General features: G+C 61.5%; 22 protein-coding genes and 1 pseudogene. 7 read left to right on the forward strand and 16 right to left on the reverse strand.

Annotated elements, in window-relative coordinates; translation table 11 throughout:
• Window positions 1-413: 413 nt before the first annotated feature.
• Entirely contained in the window at window positions 414-1,916 is a 1,503-nt protein-coding gene (locus tag ASD01_RS12675; RefSeq protein ID WP_060644086.1) for an AAA family ATPase, read from the reverse strand.
• A 391-nt stretch (window positions 1,917-2,307) separates the two neighbouring features.
• Here ASD01_RS12675 and ASD01_RS36730 point away from each other — a divergent pair, with 391 nt between their 5' ends.
• Window positions 2,308-3,144, forward strand: coding sequence for a hypothetical protein (locus ASD01_RS36730; RefSeq protein WP_244495240.1), 837 nt, complete (start codon window positions 2,308-2,310; stop codon window positions 3,142-3,144).
• A gap of 226 nt (window positions 3,145-3,370) precedes the next feature.
• On the opposite strand, the gene ASD01_RS12685 is transcribed toward ASD01_RS36730, so the two are convergent.
• The 3 genes from ASD01_RS12685 to ASD01_RS37575 all read right to left on the reverse strand — a co-directional run bounded on the left by ASD01_RS12685 (window position 3,371) and on the right by ASD01_RS37575 (window position 6,884).
• Window positions 3,371-4,147, reverse strand: a complete 777-nt coding sequence (locus ASD01_RS12685) for a metallophosphoesterase (RefSeq protein ID WP_060644098.1) — start codon at window positions 4,145-4,147, stop codon at window positions 3,371-3,373.
• Between the two features lie 422 nt (window positions 4,148-4,569).
• Window positions 4,570-6,486 (reverse strand): AAA family ATPase, encoded by a 1,917-nt coding sequence (locus ASD01_RS12690; RefSeq protein WP_244495241.1) that lies wholly within the window; start codon window positions 6,484-6,486, stop codon window positions 4,570-4,572.
• A 62-nt stretch (window positions 6,487-6,548) separates the two neighbouring features.
• Window positions 6,549-6,884: a DUF6634 family protein gene (locus ASD01_RS37575; RefSeq protein ID WP_458574497.1), complete on the reverse strand. Its 336-nt coding sequence runs from the start codon at window positions 6,882-6,884 to the stop codon at window positions 6,549-6,551.
• Between the two features lie 276 nt (window positions 6,885-7,160).
• On the opposite strand from ASD01_RS37575, the gene ASD01_RS12695 reads away from it, so the two are divergent.
• Both ASD01_RS12695 and ASD01_RS12700 read left to right on the forward strand, forming a co-directional pair.
• Window positions 7,161-7,607 carry a helix-turn-helix domain-containing protein gene (locus ASD01_RS12695; protein ID WP_244495242.1) on the forward strand — a complete coding sequence of 149 codons (447 nt, stop codon included), beginning with the start codon at window positions 7,161-7,163 and terminating at the stop codon, window positions 7,605-7,607.
• A gap of 852 nt (window positions 7,608-8,459) precedes the next feature.
• A pseudogene (locus ASD01_RS12700) lies at window positions 8,460-9,761 on the forward strand (YifB family Mg chelatase-like AAA ATPase); the annotation flags it as partial.
• Between the two features lie 68 nt (window positions 9,762-9,829).
• Here ASD01_RS12700 and cysK read toward each other — a convergent pair.
• Together cysK and ASD01_RS12710 are read right to left on the reverse strand one after the other, a co-directional pair.
• Window positions 9,830-10,798: a cysteine synthase A gene (gene cysK / locus ASD01_RS12705; RefSeq protein ID WP_034797566.1), complete on the reverse strand. Its 969-nt coding sequence runs from the start codon at window positions 10,796-10,798 to the stop codon at window positions 9,830-9,832.
• A gap of 137 nt (window positions 10,799-10,935) precedes the next feature.
• On the reverse strand, window positions 10,936-11,553 hold the full coding sequence (locus tag ASD01_RS12710; protein ID WP_034797564.1) for a LysE family translocator: 618 nt from the start codon (window positions 11,551-11,553) through the stop codon (window positions 10,936-10,938).
• Window positions 11,554-11,727: 174 nt separating this feature from the next.
• Between ASD01_RS12710 and ASD01_RS12715 the strand changes: the two genes are divergently transcribed.
• A complete protein-coding gene (locus ASD01_RS12715; protein ID WP_034797562.1) occupies window positions 11,728-12,360 on the forward strand; it encodes a LysE family translocator in 633 nt (210 codons plus the stop codon).
• A gap of 39 nt (window positions 12,361-12,399) precedes the next feature.
• On the opposite strand, the gene ASD01_RS12720 is transcribed toward ASD01_RS12715, so the two are convergent.
• Window positions 12,400-12,705, reverse strand: a complete 306-nt coding sequence (locus tag ASD01_RS12720) for an NIPSNAP family protein (RefSeq protein WP_034797560.1) — start codon at window positions 12,703-12,705, stop codon at window positions 12,400-12,402.
• Window positions 12,702-13,619, reverse strand: a complete 918-nt coding sequence (locus ASD01_RS12725; protein ID WP_034797558.1) for a DMT family transporter — start codon at window positions 13,617-13,619, stop codon at window positions 12,702-12,704. The genes ASD01_RS12720 and ASD01_RS12725 overlap by 4 nt, the downstream gene beginning before the upstream one ends.
• 130 nt (window positions 13,620-13,749) lie before the next feature.
• Between ASD01_RS12725 and ASD01_RS12730 the strand changes: the two genes are divergently transcribed.
• Window positions 13,750-14,187: an Lrp/AsnC family transcriptional regulator gene (locus tag ASD01_RS12730; RefSeq protein WP_034797556.1), complete on the forward strand. Its 438-nt coding sequence runs from the start codon at window positions 13,750-13,752 to the stop codon at window positions 14,185-14,187.
• 42 nt (window positions 14,188-14,229) lie between these two features.
• Here the strand turns inward: ASD01_RS12730 and dut are convergent, their stop codons facing one another.
• Window positions 14,230-14,703, reverse strand: a complete 474-nt coding sequence (gene dut / locus ASD01_RS12735; protein ID WP_034797555.1) for a dUTP diphosphatase — start codon at window positions 14,701-14,703, stop codon at window positions 14,230-14,232.
• A gap of 91 nt (window positions 14,704-14,794) precedes the next feature.
• Here dut and ASD01_RS12740 point away from each other — a divergent pair, with 91 nt between their 5' ends.
• The gene (locus ASD01_RS12740) at window positions 14,795-16,378 is read left to right on the forward strand and encodes a peptide chain release factor 3 (protein WP_034797554.1); all 1,584 of its coding nucleotides are present in this window, start codon (window positions 14,795-14,797) and stop codon (window positions 16,376-16,378) included.
• Between the two features lie 75 nt (window positions 16,379-16,453).
• Here ASD01_RS12740 and ASD01_RS12745 read toward each other — a convergent pair whose 3' ends face one another.
• The 3 genes from ASD01_RS12745 to ASD01_RS12755 all read right to left on the reverse strand — a co-directional run bounded on the left by ASD01_RS12745 (window position 16,454) and on the right by ASD01_RS12755 (window position 19,004).
• Window positions 16,454-17,152 carry a B3/B4 domain-containing protein gene (locus ASD01_RS12745; RefSeq protein WP_034797553.1) on the reverse strand — a complete coding sequence of 233 codons (699 nt, stop codon included), beginning with the start codon at window positions 17,150-17,152 and terminating at the stop codon, window positions 16,454-16,456.
• 33 nt (window positions 17,153-17,185) lie between these two features.
• Entirely contained in the window at window positions 17,186-18,103 is a 918-nt protein-coding gene (locus ASD01_RS12750; RefSeq protein ID WP_034797551.1) for a DMT family transporter, read from the reverse strand.
• Between the two features lie 94 nt (window positions 18,104-18,197).
• The gene (locus ASD01_RS12755) at window positions 18,198-19,004 is read right to left on the reverse strand and encodes an AraC family transcriptional regulator (protein ID WP_034797549.1); all 807 of its coding nucleotides are present in this window, start codon (window positions 19,002-19,004) and stop codon (window positions 18,198-18,200) included.
• A gap of 200 nt (window positions 19,005-19,204) precedes the next feature.
• Between ASD01_RS12755 and ASD01_RS12760 the strand changes: the two genes are divergently transcribed.
• Window positions 19,205-19,900: a DUF2268 domain-containing putative Zn-dependent protease gene (locus ASD01_RS12760; protein ID WP_159415593.1), complete on the forward strand. Its 696-nt coding sequence runs from the start codon at window positions 19,205-19,207 to the stop codon at window positions 19,898-19,900.
• Window positions 19,901-19,918: 18 nt separating this feature from the next.
• Here the strand turns inward: ASD01_RS12760 and ASD01_RS12765 are convergent, their stop codons facing one another.
• The 4 genes from ASD01_RS12765 to iolD all read right to left on the reverse strand — a co-directional run bounded on the left by ASD01_RS12765 (window position 19,919) and on the right by iolD (window position 24,421).
• Window positions 19,919-20,338 carry a GFA family protein gene (locus ASD01_RS12765; RefSeq protein WP_034797547.1) on the reverse strand — a complete coding sequence of 140 codons (420 nt, stop codon included), beginning with the start codon at window positions 20,336-20,338 and terminating at the stop codon, window positions 19,919-19,921.
• A 169-nt stretch (window positions 20,339-20,507) separates the two neighbouring features.
• Window positions 20,508-21,308 carry a 5-deoxy-glucuronate isomerase gene (gene iolB / locus ASD01_RS12770; RefSeq protein ID WP_034797545.1) on the reverse strand — a complete coding sequence of 267 codons (801 nt, stop codon included), beginning with the start codon at window positions 21,306-21,308 and terminating at the stop codon, window positions 20,508-20,510.
• Window positions 21,309-21,569: 261 nt separating this feature from the next.
• Window positions 21,570-22,469 (reverse strand): myo-inosose-2 dehydratase, encoded by a 900-nt coding sequence (gene iolE, locus ASD01_RS12775; RefSeq protein WP_034797543.1) that lies wholly within the window; start codon window positions 22,467-22,469, stop codon window positions 21,570-21,572.
• 98 nt (window positions 22,470-22,567) lie between these two features.
• Window positions 22,568-24,421, reverse strand: coding sequence for a 3D-(3,5/4)-trihydroxycyclohexane-1,2-dione acylhydrolase (decyclizing) (gene iolD, locus ASD01_RS12780; protein ID WP_034797541.1), 1,854 nt, complete (start codon window positions 24,419-24,421; stop codon window positions 22,568-22,570).
• Between the last annotated feature and the right edge of the window lie 32 nt (window positions 24,422-24,453).

Genomic DNA, 24,453 nt, shown 5'->3' on the forward strand with positions numbered 1-24,453 from the left:
TCTTGCCAGCGACAATCAGCATGATACTTTCATCCCGACCGCGACATAAGAGTCTCATCCAGATTGTCGCCGCCGTCTCATCCTGATCGCCGCGCTATATTTGTGTCCAAGGTGCAATATGGGCACAGATCGGCGTGTCGGCGTGGTAGCGAGTTCGTCATCTCCGCAAGAAGGCGGTTCATGGCGACGGTGCGGTTTTCGAAGGCGTCGATCAACGCATCCTTCGCGGCCCCCGCAAGACCGATAGGCGCGCGAGCATGAACGTTTGGAGAAGCTTCGTCATAGGCTTCGCACGCAGGAACTATCGTTGCCGAAAGCGGAGTTAGCGTTTGTCGCCTACTAGGTGTGGTCGCGGCAACAAGTCGGTCGTACGACGGCACTCGCTCTGCCGCGTAATGTCCAGTTTTCCGCACTTAGTTCGCCTCGTCTTCTTGCTCGATCTCGCGGGCAAACAGATGAGATTGCGCTGGAATGCCTAGCGGATATGGGAAAAGGTCGGCAACGCCCTGCGCGGAATTGTGGACGTCGAATAAATCGTCCAGTACGTGCTTGAAGTCGCGCTCCGCGCCCGACAAATCAAGAACCTTGCGGGTAAGCTCCCCCAGGTCTTCTCCAAAACTTTCGAAAGAAAGAGGATTGACGGCCGGTCTGTTGAGGTTGTCGCGGGTAACTACCCTTACATAGCGACTTGGTATTTGCTGCAGCAGAATGGGAGAATGCGTCGCTATAATTGCATAGGAGTCGTATTCCTCCAGTACCCGGGTAAGCGCATCGACCACACTGCTGAGCAGGCCGGGATGCAGGTTCGTTTCCGGCTCGTCAATGAGAAGAAGCGATCCTTCTTCTATGAAGCCCACGATGTTGCTAAAGATTGCCGCGACAAGGCGCTGCCCAGCACTCAGCTGCTTGACCGGCTGTTTCCGAGTTTGATCATCCTCCGAAGTCAAGGCCACCGCTTGTTGCTCGTCGAACAATGTCGCGAGGACCAATTCAAGGCGTTCCATGCGATCCGATGCAGCCACTGGCTCTAGCGCCTCGGCCAGCATTTTGTCGACTTCGTTGGCATTAATCGTGCCATCGCGCGTTCGCAGCCCGCAGTACTTATAGGACGCCCGCGATCGGTACGCGACACCGCGCGGTCGTCGTGTCCTTGTCTCCTTGGGAAGAGGAAACTCGTCGAATACATTATAAGAGATGGTGATTACGCGACTGAGCTTGAGATCAGCTGATATCTCCGCCTTTGGCATCGATTTGATCGTTTCTTCATCGAAGACTTCGGCCGCCATGCTTTCGAAAGCCACGCTCGAGAGCAACTGTGTCTTTCCGGTACCGTTGCGCCCAACGAGAAGCATCGTACGATTTGGAAGACCGCCTTGCCCGGTGAAGTCGAAGGTAACTTCGTGCCGACCCGCGGCTCCCGGGAGCTGCATACTAAAGTCGAAATTTGGCGGCTCGACCTCCACGAAGGGAGCTCCGACGTAATAGCCGCCGCGATCCAAGGCATGCCGGGACGATACCTCGCGCATGAAGCTTTTTTCCCAGAGCTCCTGGTTGGTGATAAGAAAGCGGCGCTCGGGGTCGTAGACAATGTCCCCGACCGCCGTCAGATACGCCAGCTGTAGTTCAGGGGTAAGGTCCTCAATGCGGCGGTAATAAGCGATTGACTCGCCAAGAGACGCAACGTTGTTGGGTAAAATTTCGAAGAAAGCAGGAGTATTCGCTCGAAATCCGTCGTTGTCCTGCGCAATCTTTACCGGACCTAAATCTACCGCTTCATCGGCGCTGATATGCAAAGTTGCGACGAACCGACAGCGCCATCCGAAGTCGTTCCAGTTATCTTGGTAGAGACCTGCGAACGGATAGTTTATTCTGGCCGATGCCGGAGGCTTGGCGGCTTTGTGTACGACGAATTGCATCAAAGACTCGTTTAAAACATTCCTGGCGGGCACGATAGCAGCGCCCAACTCAGATCAATAGCCACGTGAGTCGTTCTCCACTGTGATTGTATGTTCGCACAAACACAGCCCTCACGAGAAGATACAGCTGTTGCCCCGATAGTTTTCTACCCACGATACGAGCAGGATCGGACTCGGGCAGCTCTTGTCGTCTCAATTCGAAGAGGACAGGCATGAAGCGCTGTGTGATTGCCCGTTGATAGAGTTCGCTCGAAGACGAGGCCCCTGTGGAGTATCTCCCCGGCCGGTGTTATCGCTTAACTGACAAAGGTTGCGTTGCGGTTGAACCAAGTGTCGAACCGACAGTTGTGAATGGCGACGAAGGTTTAGAAAACGAGTCGGAGGGGTAATAGTGGCCTTTAATAGAGTCATTCGGGGTCTCGGCTGGCCCGACGCGTCTCAAGGCGAAGTAGATTTCCCGGCGGATCGCGTGCCTGACAACGCCTCTGACCCAGAGTTGGCCCTTTTACCCACCCTGTTCATGGCTGAGGGACGCAATCCAGATGATCTAGCTCGAGTTGGTTCGATGCAGGTGGTTGGAAGATCAAACGGTACCGTGCGGCTGCGGTATCAATACGACCTCTCTGTGCCCATCATCACTCAAGACCGACTTGAAAGCGTGGCGACAGAGATCGGTCTCTCAGCTCACGGTACTGGCAGGAACCGCTTCGATTGGACACACACTCGCTGGAGCGTACAGGACGGCGACCTATATCGTACGGTACTTCGTCTGTTGCTTCATGCCCCTTCCAGGAATACACCGACCGTCTTCGACGTTTCGACACCCCCACGCATCGACCCGCTACAAGCCTCAGCCATGATGCCATTCAGCGGCGGCTTTGCCGCCGTTTACGATGCTATCGTAGGGGCCGCTGGAGACGTGGGGATGAGATGCAATCGTGCCGACAACATTTGGGAGCACCACACCATTATCCAGGATGTGGTGTCACTGATAGACCGATCCCGAGTCGTGATCTGCGATCTATCAGGTCGCAATCCTAACGTTTTCTATGAAGCCGGAATATCCCATACGCTAGGACGCGAAGTCATTCTGATTACTCAGCATGCAGACGACGTGCCCTTCGACTTGCGGCATATTCGGCACATCACATACCTCAACAACGCCGAGGGGTTGGCGCAACTCCAGCGTCAGTTGGCAGATCGGATGCAGACTATCCTTCGTCGCTAGCTTTCGTCAGCATCGGCAAAAGCGCATGACTGAGGGCTGGGTCGTTTTCGATCGTGTCGGGAACGGCCTCCTCGAATGCACCGCCCCTGAGGCGTATGGGCAACTTGACGCTGAAGCCCTTGAGAAGCTCTCGAATCTCGTTTTCGCGATCAAGAAAGACTCGGATCGGCTACTTCTACGGCCTGTGGTTGGTGAATCTAAGCAGGCTCCGCACGGCATGCCCGAACTAAACACGTGCTACGTCAACCAAGAAGGCAGGATCGAAGCCCGTCCTCTCACCTGGATAACCACGAGGGTTCGAAACGACCCGGGTTTTGCCAACTCTGTAGTCGGACCTGCTGTGGACGTGGCCGTGCACCCATAGGTCTGGCTGCGTTTCGAGCAGCATACCTTCGAGGTCCGAGGCGTAGCAACCCGACAACGGGTCGTCTCGAAACTCGTGAGGAATCGATCGGGTAGAAGGCGCATGATGACTGACGACAACCATCTTTCGTCCGCCGCTGTCACGGAGGGCGGATGCGATGAAGTCTTTGGATTCCTGATGTCTGCGAAACGCATGAATCGGGCGGAATTTCTGATACGGCTGCTTTGAGAATTTTGTCCGCTTGAAGTCATTCATTTCGTGTCGAGCACTCTCCATTGCGAGGGCAGGATCGCGGCCGAAGAGGCGAAAGTCCGTCCATAGCGTTGCCCCCACGAACGTAACGCCGTCGATTTCGACCGCGTCGTTCTCCAGGAAATGGATATTGCGGTGGCCGCCTGCCACCTCTCGGGCATCACGGATGCTCTCCCGCATGGAAGCTCCGTAGAACTCGTGATTTCCCGCGACCAGGATGATTGGCAGTGTTTGGCCCATGGTCCTTGCGAGCCATTCGATACTTGGCACAATCCCCTTGGTGAGGACATCGCCCGCGCAAACGAGGACGTCGGTACCAGGCGGCGGCGTTGTGGCGAAAGGAATTCCAAACTCGATGTGGAGGTCGGAAACTACCCATATTCTCATGATACGCGCCCCGCGTTCGCGCGCTTGCTGAATAGTATGATCACCTTCCAATCAATCCCGAAGCTTCCAGCGACGTAGCGCAGCGTTGACTTCCTTTGAGACCAAATCTCTATCATCGCCAGACAGTGCATGCTTCGCCACTTTCAGCGCGAAGTCAGGATCATCGGGATCGTACCCCAGCGGGTCGTCCGGCGGCGTCACATAGACTGGCTTCTGCGTTTCTCCGTTGTCGGGAGCGCAATTGCCATCTCTGTTTCCTCGAACAGTCCCCCTGCCAACGATTATTCGGCGGCCCAGTGGCTTAAAACCGACTTCGTCGAGGGCCGCGCCAACAGATTTTCCTGCCTCGCTCGCGGCTACAGATTCCGCCGGTGGTACCCGCCGGGGACCCGAAGTCTTTCGGCGTTGGTGTTTTTTGACCATCACATCCCCGCTCGCCGGGGCATCTTTGCGAGGCTGACCCAAGATGTCCGATGCCTCTGCACGATATCCGTTACCTCTTCACCCGACAGTTCCTTGGTGAGCATCAACTGCTCAACGAGCTGGTCCAATACGGCGCGCTGTCTTCGAACAATGGACCGGGCTCTCTCGAATTGCTGCTCAATGACATCATGAATTCTCTTTCGAAGTTCCGGATTTGAATCGCGCAGCTGTTCAAGCCGTCGCGGTCGACAATCTTCAACCGCCAGTGTGTGTCCCATTCCAAGGCCGCTTTCTAGGATGGTCGCCAACCGCGTGACTATACTTAGATCAGCAGCCTCGGGACCGGCCGCGCCACAATCGAAAGAATCGAAGACCTCGGTCTCCGCCGCGACCCCGCCGAGAAACACAGCAATCTCATCCAGGAATTCCGAACGTGTTCTTCGCCTCACCGACGGAAATGCGTAGCGAGTGTACCCAAGTTGAGATTGGCCATCGAAGACCCCGTGAGTCGTGACGGAAACCTTAACCAATTCGCCGAACTTCAATTCCGCTGCGACCAGCGCATGCCCTGCCTCGTGGACCGCCGTCGCATAGATATGCTCCTCCGGCAGCGCGACCACAGGGCGCAGATGCTCCATTATGTGCGACGCGGCTAAATTTACGCGTTGTCGGCGCGCCGTCCTTTCCGCGTCATTTACGAGCAGCTTGATGTCGGCTCCTGCAAACCCTTCCGTGGCGAGATCGAACACGATCGCCTGTTCCGCGTCGAGTTCGACGCCGCTGTAATATCGGACGATTGATCGCCTAGCCCCGCCGTCGGGAAGCGGAATCTCGAGGTGTCTATTAAGTCGTCCCGCGCGACGTATGGCAGGGTCGACGCGGTCAGGATAATTGCACGCCCCCAGCACGACCACACCGATACGCCGTTCGAAACCGTCAAGCAATTGCAGGAGACCGGTGATGACACCCGTCATGTAACTCTGGTGGTGATCCCCCGTGTTCCGATCACCGAACGCATCGAGTTCGTCCAAGAACAGGATGGATGGTGCCTTGGAAGCGGCATCATCAAACGCTTTACGCATCTCTTTCAAGAGCGCATCCATGGAGCCTTTCTCCTGCCATGAGGCAAAGGAGCCATAAACGATTGGCACATCGCAAGTGTTTGCCAGCGCGCGCGCGAACAGCGTCTTACCGGTGCCCGGCGGTCCTGACAGCAAAGCGCCGCTGTCGACGCGATCCCAAGCGATATTGCCCGCCTTGTAGTCGGCGAGATCGGTTGCCAATTCCGTCCCCCACGCGACCGCGGGACCGAGACCGTGCAAATCCGAAAGCTTGGGCCCGGCCGCATCGGGCGCGGGAGCGTCAGCCGACGGCGGTGTCGTCGAAACACGCTGCAGTCTATCGAACGCGATCAACGGCGATCGACGCGATTGGAACGCCTTCTCTAGTCGCGTCCACGGCTCAGTGAGCAGCAGATCGACGTACCTGTTATCGAGCGGCACGTTGAACCGGCGAAGCGCCGCCTCCGCGTGCCTTCGGGTCCTGATCTGAACGTCCACGATGGCATCGGCGGAAAGCTTTTCCTCATCGCTCGCCTTGTACCCAACCGGCTTGAAATAAACGACGCGCTCGCGTTCGGACACCAGTCCTTGTTTTCGTTGCCAGCGTTTCGATAGTTCGTACACCCACGGGCGATCCTCGTCGCCGAGACGTCCGACAAAAATTCGGCCCGCCGTTTGAAAGACCTCAAAATCGTAGCCTTCTTGCGGGCAGAGCACGACGTTGAAACCCGCACCGTCCCTATTCCATGGGCGGAGGGCGGCCGCAATCGCGCAGTAAGCCATATAGATGGGAATGGTGATTTCCGAGGGGTCGGTCCATGGCACGCGATACGACTTTCCGGAGCGTTTTGTCATCTCTCATTCCAGTGGCAACGCCGAGAAGCCCAGCAACATTGTTCGATCAATGATCGCTGGCGCTAATTCGCTTGAACTAAACCTCCGGAGCTCATCGCCCCGTGCGTCCCAAGGCGATACCAGCGCGATCTAGTGCGCGCGAACTCGCCACGATCATCGATGTGGAAAAGCTCGCTCGTTTGAATCAGGCTATGATCATCAAGGAGAGGGTGGCCGAGAACTCTTCCAACTAGGCACGGCACTTCTCGTGTGGTGCGCATCCATGAATTTATCATGACAGCGGATGAGCTCGCCGCTGGGGCAGGGGCGGCATCTTCGAGGTCGTCCGCGAGACGCCGGAGGTCTGCCGCGAGCGTTAGACGGGACATTACCCGCCATGCCGAATCATCGTAGCTCATTGATCCTCCGAATCATTTTGGATCGTTTTTGATCCATAGCGGCATTTATAGAAGCCTCCTTGGAATTTGGAAGACCCCACAGGGTATATCGTTGACATTTTTTTCGGTGACCGGCTTGTCGGACCGATGAGAATTCCGGCCCCAGCTGACGCACTACGAGCTGCCCGCGCACTCCTGAACCTGACGCAGGAATCCGCGGCTGACCGCGCTGGCGTTTTGCGACGGTCACTTTCGACGGTCGAGACTTCCGAGCGGATGCCGGAAACGAACCTCAAAATGGTTGATTTCTACGTTGCGCAAGGAATCGAGTTCCTCGGAGATGCAAAGATCGGGGGGGAGATCACCCGATCGGGCGCGAAGTGGTCTGCTCCGACCACGACCGACTTGTCAGGCAGAGCCATGGCTGGCGATTTCCATATAGAGACAATTCCCGTTTCCTTGAGAGCAGCTCGCGCCCTTTGCAACAAAGAGCAGGCCGAGATTGCTGAACAGGCGAAAATGGCTCGGGAAACAGTGAAAGCGGCGGAGAAAGGGAATTGGTGGACCCCATCTCATCGAGCGCTCCAAGATTACTACGAAAGCGTGGGTATTGAATTTACCGGTTGGGGGGAAACAGCCACTGGGAAGTTCTATGGGGTTGGCGTGCGATGGAAATCGGCCGGGTCAAGTCCCGAAAACGAGCATGCATCAATACCGTCAGACCCCGGCCTACGTCGCCCTTAGCTCTGGTTTGCGATTCACGATGGTAGCCCACGTCTCTAGGTCATCTCGGAATTCGACACTCTAACCGCGGTTCCTCTCGCTGTTCTCCAAGAGATGATAAGCCCCCGCATCATCTAGCCTGTCCACGGGTTCGCGCCCCTTTGGCCCATTGGCCCATCTCAAGAAGCTACTTAAATCGTCGCGAGATCGAAGCACCCGCTCATAACGAGCATAGGATATCGGATACTCGTGTTTCATTTTGGTCTAGGCTCGATCGGACACAAGCCCAGAAATCATCAGCTGTCAGCCGGTCTGGCCCAGCCTCATCCGGGTCGCGCCTGAAGGAAATTTAGGAGGAGCCGAATTAAACAACATCGCGGCCACGACAAGCCAAATGCCGTCGTAGCCGCGCCGATGCGTGGAAGCGCCTCAGAGAGTAGCCTTACTGCGAACTCCGCGTGATAGGAGTGCCTGTCTCTCCCTCGATAGCCAACCGCTGATGTGAGATGTTGTCTCCTGCAAACACAAAAAACGGAGTGCCTGGAAGCCGGTCTTACGACCGGCTTCCAGGCACACTTTTGTTTGTTTTCCGCCCGGTGGTTTCATGGTGCCATGAACGGGATCGCTGTCAACAGGTGACCCGAGACGAGCTCGGATCACCTGTCCTTCGCATTCGCTACGGCCTCCGGTGACAACGATCCCTTATCATGGCTATCCGGAAGCATCGGGACGGGGAACATCGCTCCGTGCGGATGTTCGCTCCTCCAGAAGGATCGAACAGGGAACTGAGGGATATCGGTCGACAATTGCATCTCGATCAAGAATCCTCGTTTATAGGTACTATGAATAAGCTTTTGGGAATGTGGCAGACGCAGCCATTTCGACCTGGCGATCGCACTCGGCCTGATGGCAGCCCTCGGCGCCATTCCCGGCGATGTGTTGGCGCCTTATGTGGTGATCGGTGAGCTCAATCTCGATGGCACCATCGCTGCCGTTGCCGGCGCGCTTCCCGCCGCGATCGGTGCCAATGCGCTCGGCAAGGGTCTGATCTGCCCGGCCGAAAGCGGACCCGAGGCGGCGTGGGCCGGGGCCGAGATCGACATTCTGGCGCCCCGCAGCCTGATCGCAATCGCCAACCATTTCCGCGGTACGCAGGTGCTTTCGCGACCCGAGGCCGCGATCCGCTCAGGCGCATCTAACCTGCCCGATCTCGCCGATATCAAGGGTCAGGAAAGCGCCAAGCGGGCGCTCGAAGTGGCGGCCGCCGGCAACCACAATCTGCTGATGGTCGGCCCGCCCGGCTCGGGCAAGTCGATGCTCGCTGCCCGCCTGCCGTCGATCCTGCCGCCGCTCAACCCGGCCGAGCTCCTCGAAGTGTCGATGATCCATTCGATCGCCGGGCAGCTTCCGGGCGGCAAGCTCTCGGACCGGCCGCCGTTCCGCACGCCGCATCATTCCGCGACGATGGCCGCCATGGTTGGTGGCGGCTTGCGTGCCAAGCCCGGCGAGGCGTCGCTTGCGCACAACGGCGTACTGTTTCTCGACGAGTTTCCGGAATTCTCGCCGCAGGTGCTCGACGCGCTGCGCCAGCCGCTTGAAACCGCCGAATGCATCATCGCCCGCGCCAACCACCGCGTCAGCTATCCCGCCGCGATCCAGCTTGTCGCGGCCATGAACCCCTGCCGCTGCGGCATGGCCGGCGAACCCGGCCGCAGCTGCGCCCGTGGACCGCGCTGCATGTCCGACTATCAGGCGCGCATTTCTGGTCCGCTGATGGACCGCATCGATATCCGCATCGACGTGCCGGCCGTCAGCGCCGCCGATCTCCTGAAGCCCGCCGCAGCCGAAAGCAGTGAGGTCGTTGCCCGTCGCGTCGCCCGTGCCCGGGCGCTGCAGATCGATCGTTTCGCCGCCCTCGGACATCCAGAGCTGACAAGCAATGCCCGCGCGTCGACCTCGATGATCGAGAAGATCGCAGCACCCGATGCGGCCGGCCTGCAGCTTCTCCGGGACGCCGCCGAAAAGATGAAATTCTCCGCCCGCGGCTACCATCGTGTGCTGAAGGTGGCGCGCACGCTTGCGGACCTCGATGGTGCGTCGACGGTCGGCCGAATCCATCTCGCCGAGGCGATTTCCTATCGGATCGCCGGGGAACGCTTGCCCGTCGCCGCATAGCGGCGTGCCTGGAAAAAAAAAGGGCGCCTCGTGGGCGCCCTTTCCGATCAGAAGTTATCCCAGCCTGATCAGCCGCCCAGGCCATCGAACAGCACCGTCGAGAGGTAGCGTTCGGCAAAGGACGGGATGATGACGACGATGGTCTTGCCGGCATTTTCCTCGCGCTGGCCGACCTCGATTGCCGCGGTTAGAGCGGCACCGGCGGAGATGCCGACCGGCACGCCTTCGAGCTTGGCGACAAGGCGGGCGGCCTCGATCGCTTCCGCGCTGTTGACCGTGACGATCTCGTCATAGACCGTGGTGTCGAGGATCGCCGGCGCAAAGCCTGCGCCGATGCCCTGGATCTTGTGCGGCCCGGGATTGCCACCGGACAGAACCGGAGATTCCTCCGGCTCGACGGCGATTACCTTGATCGAAGGCTTGCGCGCCTTCAGCACCTGGCCGGCGCCGGTAATCGTGCCGCCGGTGCCGATGCCGGAGACGAAAATGTCGACAGCGCCGTCCGTGTCGTTCCAGATTTCTTCGGCCGTCGTCTTGCGGTGAATTTCCGGGTTGGCCGGGTTTTCGAACTGCTGTGGGATGATGGCGTCCGGCAGTGTCTCGACCAGTTCCTGCGCCTTGGCGATCGCGCCCTTCATGCCCTTGGCGCCTTCGGTCAGCACCAGCTCGGCGCCGAGCAGCGCCAGCATCTTGCGCCGCTCGACCGACATGGTCTCCGGCATCGTCAGGATCAGCTTGTAGCCCTTGGCGGCCGCGACGAAGGCGAGCGCGATGCCGGTATTGCCGGAGGTCGGCTCCACCAGCGTCGTGCGGCCGGGCGTAATCTTGCCCTGCGCTTCCAGGCTCTCGATCATCGCCACACCGATACGGTCCTTGACCGAGGCGATCGGGTTGAAGAATTCAAGCTTGGCGAGCAGGTTCGCCTTGACGCCCTTTTCCTTGGCAAGCTTGTCCAGCCGCACGATGGGCGTGTCGCCGATCGTTTCCGTGATCGAGGAATAGACGCGGCCGCGGCCGGGCTTGCGTGTGTCGGACATGGGTTTCTCCCTTGGGCGTAAATTGTCGAGCTATGAGAATAGGAACAATGATCGCGCAATTCCAGAACGACAAACACCGCGCAGCGATCCGCCGAAGGAAAAACCACTGGCGAAGTCGTTGTTCGGGAAAAGTTTTTTCAGCTGGCGCGAACCGCGATATAGGCCGCCGTGCCGGCAAGCACGCTGGCCGCAACCCGGTTCAGCGCTTTCAGGGCCTTCGGTTGCTTGAGCAGCAGACGCGCACGCGAGGCGAGCAGCATATAGGGTACGAGAACGCTCAAGAGCACCAGAAAGGTGGCGGTCAGGAGCAGGCCGTAGTCGCCGGGTCCGATCGCCCGAATGTCGATCAGCGTCGGCACGAGCGCCACGTAAAACAGCATCGTCTTCGGATTGCCGAGCGTGATCAGCAGGCCGGACAGAAAGGACATGGCCGAACTCGTCGACGGCTTCGCCTTGATGTCCTCCGGCAGCAGCCCTGCGCTCCACAGCTTCCACGCGATGTAGCCGAGGTAGAGGACGCCGGCAAACTTCACCACCAGGAAGGCTGTGGTGAAGGTCTGGGCAATCAGCGCCAGCCCGAGGATGACCGCGGTTAGATAGATCATGTCGCCGAGCGCGATGCCGAGGCCCATGAAGAAGGTTTCGCGGAAACCGGAGCCGAGCGCGCGCGCAACCAGCGCCGTCACGCCGGGGCCTGGAATGGCTGCGGCGATGAAGAGCGCGCCGCTATAGGCGATGAGGGCCGCGAGCGTCATGGAACGTCCTTCCGAAGATGATGCCGATTTCTACCTCAAGCGACTGAAAAAGCAAATCACCGAACTGCGACCGGCGGGCGTCCGCTGAAGAAATTGACCGGGTGACAAGTCTGGCGTTGTCCGCTGGTGCGAAATGCGTAGAGCTTGGCGAAAACGAGCGAAAGGCGCCTCTCCATGCCCGAGTTGAAGGATATGATCGGCTTTGCCCTCCTGGCCCTTGGCATGGTGCTGACGCCAGGCCCGAACATGATCTACCTGATCTCGCGCTCGATCAGCCAGGGGCCGGGCGCCGGCTTGATTTCGCTCGGCGGCGTGGCGCTCGGCTTCGTCGTCTATATGGTCTCGGCGGCACTCGGTATCACAGCGCTGCTTCTGGCCGTGCCACTCGCCTATGATGCGCTTCGCATCGCCGGTGCAGCCTACCTTCTCTATCTCGCCTGGCAGGCGGTCAGGCCCGGTGGACGCTCGCCCTTTCAGGTCAAGAACCTGCCGAAGGATGGGCCGAAGAAGCTGTTCGTCATGGGCTTCCTGACCAGCCTGCTCAATCCCAAGGTAGCGGTGCTCTATCTCTCGTTGCTGCCGCAGTTCATCCGGCCGGAGCTCGGCAACGTGCTCGGCCAGTCGCTGGTCTTCGGCTCGATCCAGATCGCGACCAGCGTCACCGTCAACGCCATGATCGCGCTCGCCGCCAGCGGCATCGCCGCTTTTCTTGCCGGGCGGCCGTTGTTCATGGTGGTGCAGCGCTGGGCGATGGGGACGGCGCTCTTCGGCTTTGCGCTGAGCATGGCCTCGGAAGCGCGGCGCTAACGCGCGCTTGCCGATGCCGCCCTCAACCCCGGAGCTGGCTTACTCGAAAACCGGTCGCATGAAGCTGCGCTCGTAGCTGAGGATGCAGCGCGTCTTCTCGGCATAGGCGAAGGCGTCCTGGCATTCCGGATCCGCGGCCATTTCCCGGCGGTAGTTTTCATAGTCGGCAAGGGTCGGAAAGCTGAAGAGCGCCAGGGCGATGTTGTTCGCCCCTTCATGCGGCAGGAAGTAGCCGTGATGCGTGCCGCCCAGCCGATTGACGAGCGGGATCCAGAGCTTGGCGTAATGTTCGAACTCGGCCGCCTTGTAGGGGTCGATAATGTATTTCAGGTAGCAGGTGATCATGCAGTTCTCCCTTCGCGTTCCCGCTTCCTGATAGAAGAGGGAAGGCGAAGTTTCCAGCCGAGAGTCATTCCGGCGGCGGCAACGAGGATCGCGACGGAGCCGGCGATCTGGATCGGCTGCAACTGGTGCCCGAAGGCGAGGCGGTCCACCACAATGGCGGCAATCGGATAGATGAAGGAAAGCGCCCCGGTCATGTGCGTCGGCAGCCGCTGGATCGCGCCGTAGAGCAGCACATACATCAGCCCGGTGTGGATGACGCCGAGGGTCAGGACGATCGACCATTGCGTTGCACCTGACGGGGCGGGTGCGGCAAGCGCCATCGGTGCCAGCATCACGGTGCCGGTGATCACCTGGATCAGCGCAATCAGATGCGGCGGCGTGCCCTTGAGCAGCTTGGTCGCAATCGCCGCGATCGCGTAGAAGAAGGCAGCACCGATCGAAAGGGCCACGCCGATCAGATAATCTTCAGGCGCGAAGCCTTGGCCGGGCTTGGCCGAAATGATCGCGAGCATGCCGGCAAACGACACCAGGAGCCAGAAGATCTTGGTGACGGTGATCTTTTCGCCGAGGAACACGGCGCCGAGGCCCAAGAGCATGAAGGGCTGGGTGTTATAGACCATCGTCGCGATCGAGATCGATGCGTGGGAATAGGCGGCGAAGAGCAGCAGCCAGTTGACCACGATCGCGATGCCGCCGATGACCGAAAGCAGCAGCATCCGTCGGCTGAAGTGGCGACGGTCGAGAAGTCCGAGCGCCCAGGCAATGGCAACGAGCGTTATGGTCCCGAAGACGCAGCGCCAGAACACCACGCTCGTCACCGGCTGCCCCGACATCAGCACGAACCAGCCGATGGTGCCGGATATCAGCATCGCTGCCGTCATCTCGATGCTGCCGCGTTTGAGCTCGGTATTCATGATTTCTGCTCCTATTGGTGATCGCAGAATAGCCGGTGCTCATGGCCTTTCCCATAGATGAACGAAGGCAATTGTGCTAGGTTGCCTAATTATCGAAGTTCTGTTTGTTGTTGTGACTTATGGTGTCGTGATGCTGGACGAGATTGACCGACGAATCCTCGACATACTGGCCGCCAATGCTCGGGTGTCGCTGAAGGAGCTGGCGCAGGAGGCCGGGCTCTCGTCGCCGAGCGCTGCGGATCGGCTCCGCAAGCTGGAAGAGCGCGGCGTCCTCGACGGTTTCACAATCGCCCTCAACCCCGCCAAGGTCGGCTACCCGCTGCAGGCGGTAATCCGCGTGCGACCGATGCCGGGCATGCTGCACATCGTCGAGCGGCTGATCCAGGAGACGCCGGAATTCGTCGAATGTGACAAGGTCACAGGCGACGACTGCTTCATCGCCAAGCTCTACGTGCGTGACATGGCGCAGCTCGACATGATCCTCGACCGGATCGCCGAGAAGGCGCAGACCAACACCTCGATTGTCAAGTCGACACCGGTCAAGCGCCGCCTGCCGCCTTTGGTTTAAAAGCAATCCCAGGAAAAGTGCGAAGGGGTCGCCGTCGGTCGATCAGACGCCGGTCGAGCCGAAGCCGCCGGCGCCGCGTGCCGTCTCGCTTGCGCCGTCGGCCTCGCGAACCGTGACCTGCGTGACCGGTGCGATCACCATCTGGGCGATGCGCATGCCGCGCTCGATGATGAACTCCTCGTCGCCGAGATTGACGAGCAGCACCTTCACTTCACCGCGATAGTCGCTGTCGATCGTACCGGGCGTGTTGAGGCAGGTGATGCCGTGCTTGAAGGCGAGGCCAGAGCGCGGGCGGATCTGCGCCTCGTAGCCGGCGGGCACTTCGAAAATGAAGCCGGTCGGAACGAGGGCGCGCTTGCCGGGGGTGAGCATCAGCGGGCGATCGGCGGGGACGCCCGCGCGCAAATCCATGCCGGCGGCGCCTGCGGTCTCGTAGGCCGGAAGCTCCAGGCCTTCGCCGTGCGGCAGACGAACGAGGTTGAGGGTCGGGCGGGATAGGGAAGTGTGCGTGCTCATGCCCGCATAAGCCGGGCCACGGGCGCCTCGGTCAATTGCATAATCGGGGCCGAGCCTGTAAAGGACGCGGCAACTCACAGGATTTTACGACATGGCTGAAACTCTCGCCGAGGCGGTCTCCCGCCGCCGCACATTTGCGATTATCGCCCACCCGGACGCCGGTAAGACCACGCTCACGGAAAAGTTGCTGCTGTTCGGCGGTGCCATCCAGCTCGCCGGTGAGGTCAAGGCCAAGAAGGACCGCATCCAGACCCGTTCGGACTGGATGAAGATCGAGCGCGAGCGCGGCATCTCGGTCGTCACCTCGGTGATGACCTTCGAGTATGGCGGCAACGTCTTCAACATTCTCGATACGCCCGGTCACGAAGACTTCGCCGATGACACCTATCGCACGCTGACGGCGGTGGATGCGGCCGTCATGGTCATCGACGCCGCCAAGGGTATCGAACCGCGCACTCTAAAGCTCTTCGAAGTCTGCCGCATGCGCGACATCCCGATCATCACCTTCGTCAACAAGATGGACCGCGAAAGCCGCGATCCCTTCGAGATCCTGGATGAGGTCGAGGAGAAGCTGGCGCTCGACTGCGCGCCGGTGACCTGGCCGATCGGCCGCTCGAAGACTTTCTGCGGGTCCTACAACCTCGCCGACAACACCGTGCGCGGTTCGGACACGCAGGAAATCCCGACCAAGGTCAACGGCCCGGAAATGGCCTCCCATCGCCTGCCGGAAAACGAGCGCGACGCCTTTACCGAAGAGCTGATGCTGGCGATCGAGGCCTGCAAGCCCTTCGACAAGAAGGCCTTCCTCGAAGGCCATCTGACCCCGGTCTTTTTCGGCTCGGCGCTGCGCAACTTCGGTGTGCGCGATCTCATCAATGCGCTTGGCGACATCGCCCCGCCACCGCGCGACCAGGTAGCGGATATCCGCACGGTGCATGCGACCGACGACAAGATGACGGCCTTCGTCTTCAAGATCCAGGCCAACATGGACCCGAACCATCGCGACCGCATCGCCTTTGCGCGCGTCTGCTCCGGCAAGCTCGAGCGCGGCATGAAGGCGCGCCTGTCGCGCACCGGCAAGCAGCTTGGCCTCAGCGCCCCGCAGTTCTTCTTCGCCTCGCAGCGCCAACTCGCCGACACGGCTTACGCCGGCGACGTCGTCGGCATCCCGAACCACGGCACGCTCCGTATCGGCGACACGCTGACGGAGGGCGAGCCGCTGGTGTTCCAGGGCGTGCCGAACTTCTCGCCGGAAATCCTGCGCCGCGTGCGGCTCGAGGATGCGATGAAGGCGAAGAAGCTGAAAGAGGCGTTGCAGCAGATGGCGGAAGAAGGCGTCGTGCAGCTCTTCTCGCCGGAAGACGGTTCGCCGGCGATCGTCGGCGTCGTCGGTGCGCTGCAGCTCGACGTGTTGAAGGAGCGCCTCAGTGCCGAATACGGCCTGCCGGTTTCGTTCGAAATGTCGCGCTTCTCTGTCTGCCGCTGGATTTCGTCCGACCAGCCGGCCGAACTCGACAAGTTCGTCACGGCCCGTCGTGGCGACATCGCCCGCGATCTCGATGGCGACCCGGTGTTCCTGGCGCAGGACAGCTTCTCGCTGCGCTACGAAGCCGAGCGCTATCCGGCGATCAAGATGGTCGCGATCAAGGAATATCACGTCGCCAAGGCGGCCTGATTGTCCTGTGTCCGGCCGGTGCCCAGGCATCGGCCGGTCTCGCGGCGCTCAAACGCCGTTTTCTGAACGAAATCCCTAAACCGAAAAATCGAAACGCGGCGACGAACGATCGAGCATGGCGATGCTCGGGCGGGCACCCCAGGTCTGTTCGATTGCCTGCGAAAGTGCTGTGAGCAGGCGTTCGGTGTCCTCGCATGCCGTCTTGTGCAGCGCTTCCGCCACGATCAGCGCATGCGTCGTCTGCGGCCGGGTGGCCGAAAGACCGCTCTGCCGGTTGGTCCAGCGCCGGGCATGCGCCCGCCCCTCGGCATCGGCGAAGATCACTTCGCCTGGTTCGGGGCTCTCCGTTTCTCCTGAGAACGTCAGATAGCGTTCGCTGCCGGCCGCCCGGCGGACGTGCAGAAAACCGCTGACGTGGGAGAGGTCGAAGACGGCGATCGGAATGGCGAAGGCGAGCGAAGCGGCGTTGCAAAGATCGATCAGCGGATGGATCGACGGCAGGTCGCCTTCCTTGCGGAAGCGGCGAAGCAAGGCTTCGGCTGCCGAGCGGTATTGTGTCGGCTTCAATCCCATCTTGGCAAAGGTCCGGCGCCACGCCTGGATCTCGGGCAGGTCGCTTTCCGAACCCGCGCCGAGACGATCATTTGCGCTCGCCTGGAACTGGCGAACATGGTCCTCGACCGAGACGCCGCCATTTATGCCATCGATGAAAAGCGCGCCGGCGCTCAGCTCCGGGAAATCGCGCCAGATGTCGTCTGCGTGCTGGAAGTGCATGGAAGTCCTCGAATTGGATGCGTTCATTCTGGTTCAAACCTCCGCGACCGGAAAGGCGCGTGCCGTCCTTCGGCCGGCGAGGATCTGGGGTAGGGTCAGGCCGAGGACGGCGGCGAGCACGCAGCCGATCCCAAGCAATTGAGGGGCGCCGACCGGCTCGTCGAGCAGGAGAAAGGCGAAGGCGACGGCTGAAACGGGCGCCAGCGCCGTGAAGACGGAGGCCTCGGTGCCGCTTACTTTGGCCGATCCCGCATACCAGAGCAGGAAGCCGGCAACGGTCGGGATGAGGGCGTAGTAGAGAACCGCAACGATTGCGCCCCTGTCGATCTCGGCCGTCGCATGCGTCTCGAAGAGCGCAGGGATGATGGCGACCGCGAAGCCGAGGCCGGCCATCAGCGTCGAAAGAGCCAGCGGCGAGATCTCCGTCTTCACGCGCTTGTTGAGAAGGATGAACAGGCCTTCGCATATGACGGCGCCAAAGATGAGGGCGATGCCGAGCGGCGAATGGGTGCCGCCTTCGCCGGGCTTGAAGACGATGGTCAGCACGCCGGCTGCGGCAAGTGCGATCGCCGCAAGCACTTTGCGGTCCGGGCGCTCGCCGAGAAGAAGGATGGCGATGGCGGCGGAAACCACCGGCAGCGTACCGATCACCACGCCGGCATCGGTTGCCGAGGTCAGGCTGAGGCCGGCGATCAAAAGCGTCGTATAGCCGACGCTGCCAGCGCCGGCTTGGGCGATGAGGAGAAGCCAGTCGCGGCCCTTAAGTTTCGGCCATGACGTCCTGGTGAGCCACATCAACAGCAGGAAGAGCGGGAAGGCGACGGCGAAGCGCAGCGCGGTGGCCGTGAACGGTGGCAGGCCCGTCGCGATGATCTTGCTGGCGATCACCGTACTACCGACGAGGATCATCGCCAGCGACAGATAGAGATAGCCTTGAAATTTTCCCAACATGTCCGTTCTCCGTTGCTCCGCCGCGCTTGTCGCTGCGCAGCCGGTGCAGCAATGCTCCGGGGGAGGGCTCGGGTCTTGAACGGAATTGCGGGCGTTACTTTTTGGCCTCGGCATAGATGCCCGGCGAGAGGCCATATTTGCTGACGAAGACGCGGGTCATGTGGCTCTGGTCGGCGAAGCCGGCCGCGAACGCGGCCTCCGCCAGCGGCACGCCACCGCCGATCAGGCGGCGGGCGAGATCGATGCGGCGCTGGACGATATAGGCATGCGGCGTCAGGCCGACGGCGCTTGCGAAATTGCGCACCAGTTGAAAGCGGCTGAGCCCGGCTTCGGCGGCGAGATCGGCGAGCGTGATCGCGGCCGTCGGATCGTCGTCGATCATCGTCTTGGCCGCCGTGACTGTTGCCGGCCGTTCACGCTGGTGTCGCCTGCCGGTGGCAAGAACGCCTGCAAGCAGCAGCAGGAGCTGCTCCTCGTGCCGGATGGCGTCGCCCATGGCCGTCGGATCAGTGATGGCCGCAAACAGTGCCCGAAAGTGATCTGCGACCTCCCGGTCGTGGAAGGCGGGGGCAGTGAACTCGCCGGAATGCGCGCGGCCCTGGCTGATATCCTCGGCGGCAGTCGCGATGACCGAGGGATCGAAGTAGAGCATGCGCCAGGCGCGGCCGGCATCACCGATCGGCGTTCCGTCATGCACCTCGCCGGGGTTGACGGTGATCATGTCGCCGGCGCCGGCTTCGACCATGCCGCGGCCGCTGAGCGACTTCTGCGCGCCCTGATAGATGAGACCGATGCCGAACTGATCGTGCGTGTGGCGGGCGAAGGACTGGCGCGTTTCGGCCTCGACAGCGTCTATGCCCGCGGCGGCACTGCGCAGCATACTGATCTTGCCCTTCGCCATCCCGCGCGCCTGCTCCGTTCTCCAGCTTTGTCTTGTACACCGCGGCGCCGCATCCGGCCATCGCAATGACGCCTCATGACGCCTCCTGCTCCGGCTGACATCGGTGGGTCGCAGAAACTTTCATCTTTCCGGCGTTGCAATCACCGGCCGCATCCTTACGTTGCGGTGCCGGGCGGCTGAGACAATAGGAGATGGTCGAAATGCTGGATCTTCGTGTTCACTTTCTCGAAGCGGACGGGTCTCTGGCGCCGTGGCACGAACGAATACGGGAGGCCGTGCGGGAAACCGCCGAGCGTGTCGGCGCGGCGGTTTCTGCCTCGGACAGCGCCGCCCCCATCGATGTCCTCGTCGAGTATCGTGCGGGCGAGACGATCCCTGAACTCGGTGTTGCGGGCGCCTGCTACCGCAGGGCGCTGGTCTTCTTCACGGTCGATCCCGGCAACGAGAATTTCGAGGCGAGCCTTAGTGCGGGAGAAGTGCGCAAATTGCTGACGCACGAACTGCATCATTCCTTTCGCCACGCGACCTGCGGCTATGGTTCCAAGCTCGGCGAAGCGCTGGTCAGCGAGGGGCTGGCCGATGCTTTCGATGCCGAGATCAACGGCGGCGACGGCCATGTGTGGAATCATGCGCTCAACGCCGCGGATTGGGAAAGCTTGTTGGAGCGCGCCGAACGAGAGCTTTGGACCGAGACCTATGATCACGCAGGCTGGTTCTTTGGCACCGATCGATCTCTGCCGCGCTGGGCCGGCTACACGATCGGCTATCATCTGGTGAAGACTTATCTTGCTGTCAATCCGCAGGCGCGCCCATCGCAGATGACGGCGACGCCGGCATCGGCCGTGATCGGCGAAGCATGGGCGCCGTTCAAGGATCGTCTGCTCGTCGCCGCATGATGGTTCAGGCCGAGATGGCTAAGCGTGAGACGCCTCGTCGCGATCGCGGCCCGGCAGCTTCCTGACGTCGCCGATCCAGGGCAACGCCGAGGAACACCAGATCTGTGACCGCGGTCTGAGCTGCCGGCGCTGGTTGATCGTTCCCACCCGGATGCCAACCTCCAGCGCGTCCTCGTCGGTGCCGGTCGTGTAGATCGGCGAGCCGCAGTTCGGGCAGAAGAACTGCAGCCGCTGCCGCCCGTTTGCGCCGATCTTCACATAGAGCTTCGGTTCGCCGCCGGTCAGCCGAAAGTTCTCCCGTTCCGTGCCCGCGGTGACGCGGTAGGCCGATCCCGTCAGTTGCTGGCAATCGGTGCAATGGCAGATCCCGACATCGGCCGGGTCGATCTCCGCCTCGTAGGTGACGAAGCCGCAGTGGCATTGCCCGTCGATATGCATGGAGCCCTCCCTGAAAGCGGGAAAGCTAGGGCGGTCCGGGCGAAAGGCTATGCCGCTCTCATCCGCCCGAAGCCTCATTGGGCGATCGGGCTCAAGGATCGCAGCGTCTCGCCCCGCCGTTCGGCATGGACGGAGAGCGGTGGAGCGCCACCGTTTGGTTCGCCGCCGCTTACACGCCGGTAAACAGCCACTCGTGTTCGCGGGCGTTGTGGAACTTCCAGATGCGCTTCGGTCCGGCCATGACGTTGAGATAATAGACGTCGTAGCCGTGCACGGCAGCGACCGGATGATAGCCCCTCGGCACCAGCGTCACGTCGCCGTCCTCGACTGCCATGGTCTCGTCGAGCGAGCGATCGTCGGTATAGACGCGTTGCATCGCAAAGCCCTGGGGCGGGTTCAGCCGGTGGTAATAGGTCTCTTCCAGATAGCTCTCGGCCGGCAGGTCGTCCTGGTCGTGCTTGTGCGGGGGGTAGGAGGAAGTATGGCCACCGGGCGTGATCACCTCGACGACGAGCAGCGACTGCGCCGAGCCGTCATCTTCCGGCATGATGTTGGTGACGTAGCGGGTGTTGGTACCCTTGCCGCGGGTCATCTGCGGATGGGTGCCCGGTGCGATCACCTTCGCCTTGAAGCCGTCGCCGCCCGGGGCCGAGCAGATGGCAAGGTCGAGGTCGGAGGTGGCCGTTGCTTGCCAGCGGCTGCCCTTCGGCACGTAGACGGCATAGGGCTGGCCCTCGAAGGGGGTCATGCGCTCGCCGAGCTCGCCGAGGCTTTCGCCGTCGACGGCGACCTTCGCCTTGCCGGACACGAGCACCAGGCAGGTTTCCTTGTCGCCGGTCTCGCCCTCGGTCGTCTCGCCCGCTTTCAGCCGTTCCAGCGCGAAGCCGACATAGGTCCAGCCGGCGCTCTCCGGCGTCACGTTTTGCATGAGGCCCGATTTGGCCTTCGGTTTGACGAGCAGCTTGGACATGTCGATCTCCCTGATACTTTTTCTGGAGCCGCGCCGAATGGTTGGCCTGCCCCTCACCCTAGCCCTCTCCCCGCTTACGGGGAGAGGGGATTTTCGGAGTTTGCGTCGCGCTCCCCACCTCTACGTCGCGAGGGACCGGAGGGCGCGGCCTATCCCTTCACCCCGCCGGCGGGGAGAAGGTGGCGGCAGCCGGATGAGGGCCTCCCTCACCGTGCGGATGAGGGGCACGCCCCGCGAAGTCCGGCGACCGAAAGTGACGGCTTACTTGTCGAGCCCGGCTTCCTTTGCGAAGGCCTTCAGCGACTTCAACCCAAGTGACTGGTATTCGAAAGGGTTGCGCACGGCCGAATCCTGTTCCGCCTCGATCACCAGCCAGCCGGAATAATCGTGCTCGGCGGCGATCTTCAGTACGGGCAGGAAGTCGACGCCGCCTTCGCTGTCGCCGGGAACCGTGAAGACGCCACGGCGCACGCCTTCGAGGAAGGAGAGGCCTTCGCCCTCGACGACCTTGCGGACAGCGGGACGCACGTTCTTGCAATGGATGTGGCGCACGCGGTGCATGTATTTCTTCGCGACCTCGGCCGGATCGGAACCGCCGAACCAGGCGTGGCCGGTGTCGAGCAGCAACTTGGTCGCCGGGCCGGTGTTCTGCATCAGGAGATCGATTTCCTCACCGGTCTGGACGATCGTGCCCATGTGGTGATGGTAGACGAGGTCGATGCCCTGGTCGGCACAATATTGCGCGATCGCTTCGAGGTCGGCGCCGAACTTCTTCCACTGGTCGGCCGGCAGCACCGGCTTGTCGTTGGCGACCGACTTTCCGTCGTCGCCATGGATGGCGTTCGAGGTTTCGCAGACGATTGCCACCTTGCAGCCATTGTGCTTCAGGAGATCGAGATGCGGCTGGATCGCCTTCTTCTCGGCCTCGACGTCGTGGGTGAGCAGGTTGGTCGAGTGCCAGCCGGAGACGAAGACGAGATCGTAGGAGCCGAGCTTCTGCTTCAGTGCTTCCGGATCGGACGGCATCTTGTGGCCCTTCTCGATGCCGTCGAAGCCGATCTTCTGGCAATCGGACAGGCAGTCCTCGAGCGTCAAATGCGCGCCGATCGAATGATCGTCGTCGTTGCTCCAGGCGATCGGGTTAGTTCCGTAGCGGATCATGTCTTTCACTTTCTGATGCCATCCGCGGAAGGCGGATGTTTTGTGAGCATAAACGGGAAAAGCGCCCGCGCGAAAACGCGGGCGCCGAAAGGGCAATCTTAGCCGAAGCGCTGTGCGGCGAGCGCCTTCTCATAACCCTCGCGCGCCGCGTTGACCTGGGCGCGGCCCGAGACCTCGGGCACTGCGACATCCCACCAGTGGCCGCCGGCCTCGGTCGTGATCAGCGGATCGGTGTCGATGACGATCACGGTCGTGCGCGTCTCGCTCGCGGTCTCCTTGAGCGCTGCTTCGAGCTCGGAGATCGAGCCGACCTTGCGGGTGACGGCGCCCATCGCGCCGGCATGCGCCGCGAAGTCGATCTGCGGCAGTTCGACGTGATGGGTGTCCTTCAAGAGATTGTTGAAGTTGGCGCCACCGGTGCCCATCTGCAGTCGGTTGATGCAGCCGTAGCCGGCATTGTCGAGCAGCACGATCGTGAACTTGGCGCCAAGCATGATCGAAGAGGCGATCTCCGAATTCAGCATCATGTAGCTGCCGTCACCGACCATGACGATCACGTCGCTCTCGGGCTTGGCGAGCTTGACGCCGAGACCGCCGGCAACTTCGTAACCCATGGTCGAGAAGCCGTATTCCATGTGGTAGCCGCCGGGCTCTTCCGCCTGCCAGAGCTTGTGCAACTCACCGGGTAGACCGCCGGCGGCGCAGACGAGCGTCGTGTTCTTGCCGCCGCGGGCGCGCTGCACGGCGCCGATCACCTGGGCGTCGGAGGGAAGGGCCGCATTGGTCGTGGCCGTCGCCTTGTCGGCCGCCGCCAGCCATTCCGCCTTGCCGGCCTTGGCCTTCGCGGTCCAGCTCGGATCGGCCTTGTGGCCGCCAAGACCGCCGGAGATGCGGTTGAGACCGGCGCGGGCGTCTGCGATCAGCGGCAGGCCGTTGTGTTTGCCGGCGTCGAAAGGCTGAACGTTGAGGCCGATGATCTTCAGGCCCTCGTTCTTGAAGAGCGCCCAGGAACCGGTCGTGAAGTCCTGCAGGCGCGAGCCGACGGCGAGAACCACGTCGGCATCCTCGGCAAGCGCGTTGGAGGCGGTGGTGCCGGTCACGCCGACCGAGCCCATGTTGAGCGAATGCGAATGCGGCAGCGCCGACTTGCCGGCCTGCGTCTCGACCACGGGAATGCCGTGGCGTTCGGCGAAATCGCCGAGCTCCTTGCTCGCTTCGGAATAGAGCACGCCGCCGCCGGCGATGATGATCGGCTTCTTTGCTTCCTTCACCGCCGCGATCGCCGTCGCCAGTTCGTCGAGATCCGGCTCGACGCGGCGCGGCACCCAGACCTTCTCGTCGAAGAAGTTTTCCGGATAGTCATAGGCTTCCGCCTGCACGTCCTGGCAGAGCGACAGCGTCACCGGGCCGCAATCGGCCGGATCCGTCAGCACCTGCATGGCGCGGCGCAGCGCCGGGATGATCTGTTCGGGCCGGCTGATGCGGTCGAAGTAGCGCGAGACCGGGCGGAAGCAGTCGTTCGCCGAGATCGTGCCGTCGCCGAAGCTTTCCACCTGCTGCAGCACCGGATCGGGGCGGCGGTTGGCGAACACATCGCCGGGCAGGAAGAGGACCGGCAGGCGGTTGACATGGGCGAGTGCTGCCGAGGTCACCATGTTGAGCGCGCCGGGGCCGATCGAGGTGGTGCAGGCCATGAAGCGGCGGCGGAAGCTCGCCTTGGCAAAGGCGATCGCCGCATTCGCCATGCCCTGTTCGTTCTGGGCGCGGTAGGTCGGCAGCGTGTCCTTGATCGCGTGCAGCGCTTCGCCGACGCCGGCGACGTTGCCATGGCCGAAGATGGCGAAGACGCCGCCGAAGATCGGCACCTTCTTGCCTTCGATGACGGTCATCTGGCGGGTCAGGAACCGCGCCACGGCCTGGGCCATAGTCAGGCGCACGGTCTTCTGGCTCATAATCTGTTTCCTCCTCGTGGCGGAATCGTCCC

It is taken from the genome of Ensifer sp. Root423 (genome assembly GCF_001426275.1).
Lineage (GTDB): Bacteria > Pseudomonadota > Alphaproteobacteria > Rhizobiales > Rhizobiaceae > Ensifer > Ensifer adhaerens.

Excerpts from the sequence above, each read along its gene's own strand:
- ASD01_RS12675 (WP_060644086.1), bottom strand. The coding sequence starts at position 1,916 with ATGCAATTCGTCGTACACAAAGCCGCCAAGCCTCCGGCATCGGCCAGA.
- ASD01_RS12685 (WP_060644098.1), bottom strand. The coding sequence starts at position 4,147 with ATGAGAATATGGGTAGTTTCCGACCTCCACATCGAGTTTGGAATTCCT.
- ASD01_RS12690 (WP_244495241.1), bottom strand. The coding sequence starts at position 6,486 with ATGACAAAACGCTCCGGAAAGTCGTATCGCGTGCCATGGACCGACCCC.
- ASD01_RS37575 (WP_458574497.1), bottom strand. The coding sequence starts at position 6,884 with ATGAGCTACGATGATTCGGCATGGCGGGTAATGTCCCGTCTAACGCTC.
- ASD01_RS12695 (WP_244495242.1), top strand. The coding sequence starts at position 7,161 with ATGGTTGATTTCTACGTTGCGCAAGGAATCGAGTTCCTCGGAGATGCA.
- cysK (WP_034797566.1), bottom strand. The coding sequence starts at position 10,798 with ATGTCCGACACACGCAAGCCCGGCCGCGGCCGCGTCTATTCCTCGATC.
- ASD01_RS12710 (WP_034797564.1), bottom strand. The coding sequence starts at position 11,553 with ATGACGCTCGCGGCCCTCATCGCCTATAGCGGCGCGCTCTTCATCGCC.
- ASD01_RS12715 (WP_034797562.1), top strand. The coding sequence starts at position 11,728 with ATGCCCGAGTTGAAGGATATGATCGGCTTTGCCCTCCTGGCCCTTGGC.
- ASD01_RS12720 (WP_034797560.1), bottom strand. The coding sequence starts at position 12,705 with ATGATCACCTGCTACCTGAAATACATTATCGACCCCTACAAGGCGGCC.
- ASD01_RS12725 (WP_034797558.1), bottom strand. The coding sequence starts at position 13,619 with ATGAATACCGAGCTCAAACGCGGCAGCATCGAGATGACGGCAGCGATG.
- ASD01_RS12730 (WP_034797556.1), top strand. The coding sequence starts at position 13,750 with ATGCTGGACGAGATTGACCGACGAATCCTCGACATACTGGCCGCCAAT.
- dut (WP_034797555.1), bottom strand. The coding sequence starts at position 14,703 with ATGAGCACGCACACTTCCCTATCCCGCCCGACCCTCAACCTCGTTCGT.
- ASD01_RS12740 (WP_034797554.1), top strand. The coding sequence starts at position 14,795 with ATGGCTGAAACTCTCGCCGAGGCGGTCTCCCGCCGCCGCACATTTGCG.
- ASD01_RS12745 (WP_034797553.1), bottom strand. The coding sequence starts at position 17,152 with ATGCACTTCCAGCACGCAGACGACATCTGGCGCGATTTCCCGGAGCTG.
- ASD01_RS12750 (WP_034797551.1), bottom strand. The coding sequence starts at position 18,103 with ATGTTGGGAAAATTTCAAGGCTATCTCTATCTGTCGCTGGCGATGATC.
- ASD01_RS12755 (WP_034797549.1), bottom strand. The coding sequence starts at position 19,004 with ATGGCGAAGGGCAAGATCAGTATGCTGCGCAGTGCCGCCGCGGGCATA.
- ASD01_RS12760 (WP_159415593.1), top strand. The coding sequence starts at position 19,205 with ATGCTGGATCTTCGTGTTCACTTTCTCGAAGCGGACGGGTCTCTGGCG.
- ASD01_RS12765 (WP_034797547.1), bottom strand. The coding sequence starts at position 20,338 with ATGCATATCGACGGGCAATGCCACTGCGGCTTCGTCACCTACGAGGCG.
- iolB (WP_034797545.1), bottom strand. The coding sequence starts at position 21,308 with ATGTCCAAGCTGCTCGTCAAACCGAAGGCCAAATCGGGCCTCATGCAA.
- iolE (WP_034797543.1), bottom strand. The coding sequence starts at position 22,469 with ATGATCCGCTACGGAACTAACCCGATCGCCTGGAGCAACGACGACGAT.
- iolD (WP_034797541.1), bottom strand. The coding sequence starts at position 24,421 with ATGAGCCAGAAGACCGTGCGCCTGACTATGGCCCAGGCCGTGGCGCGG.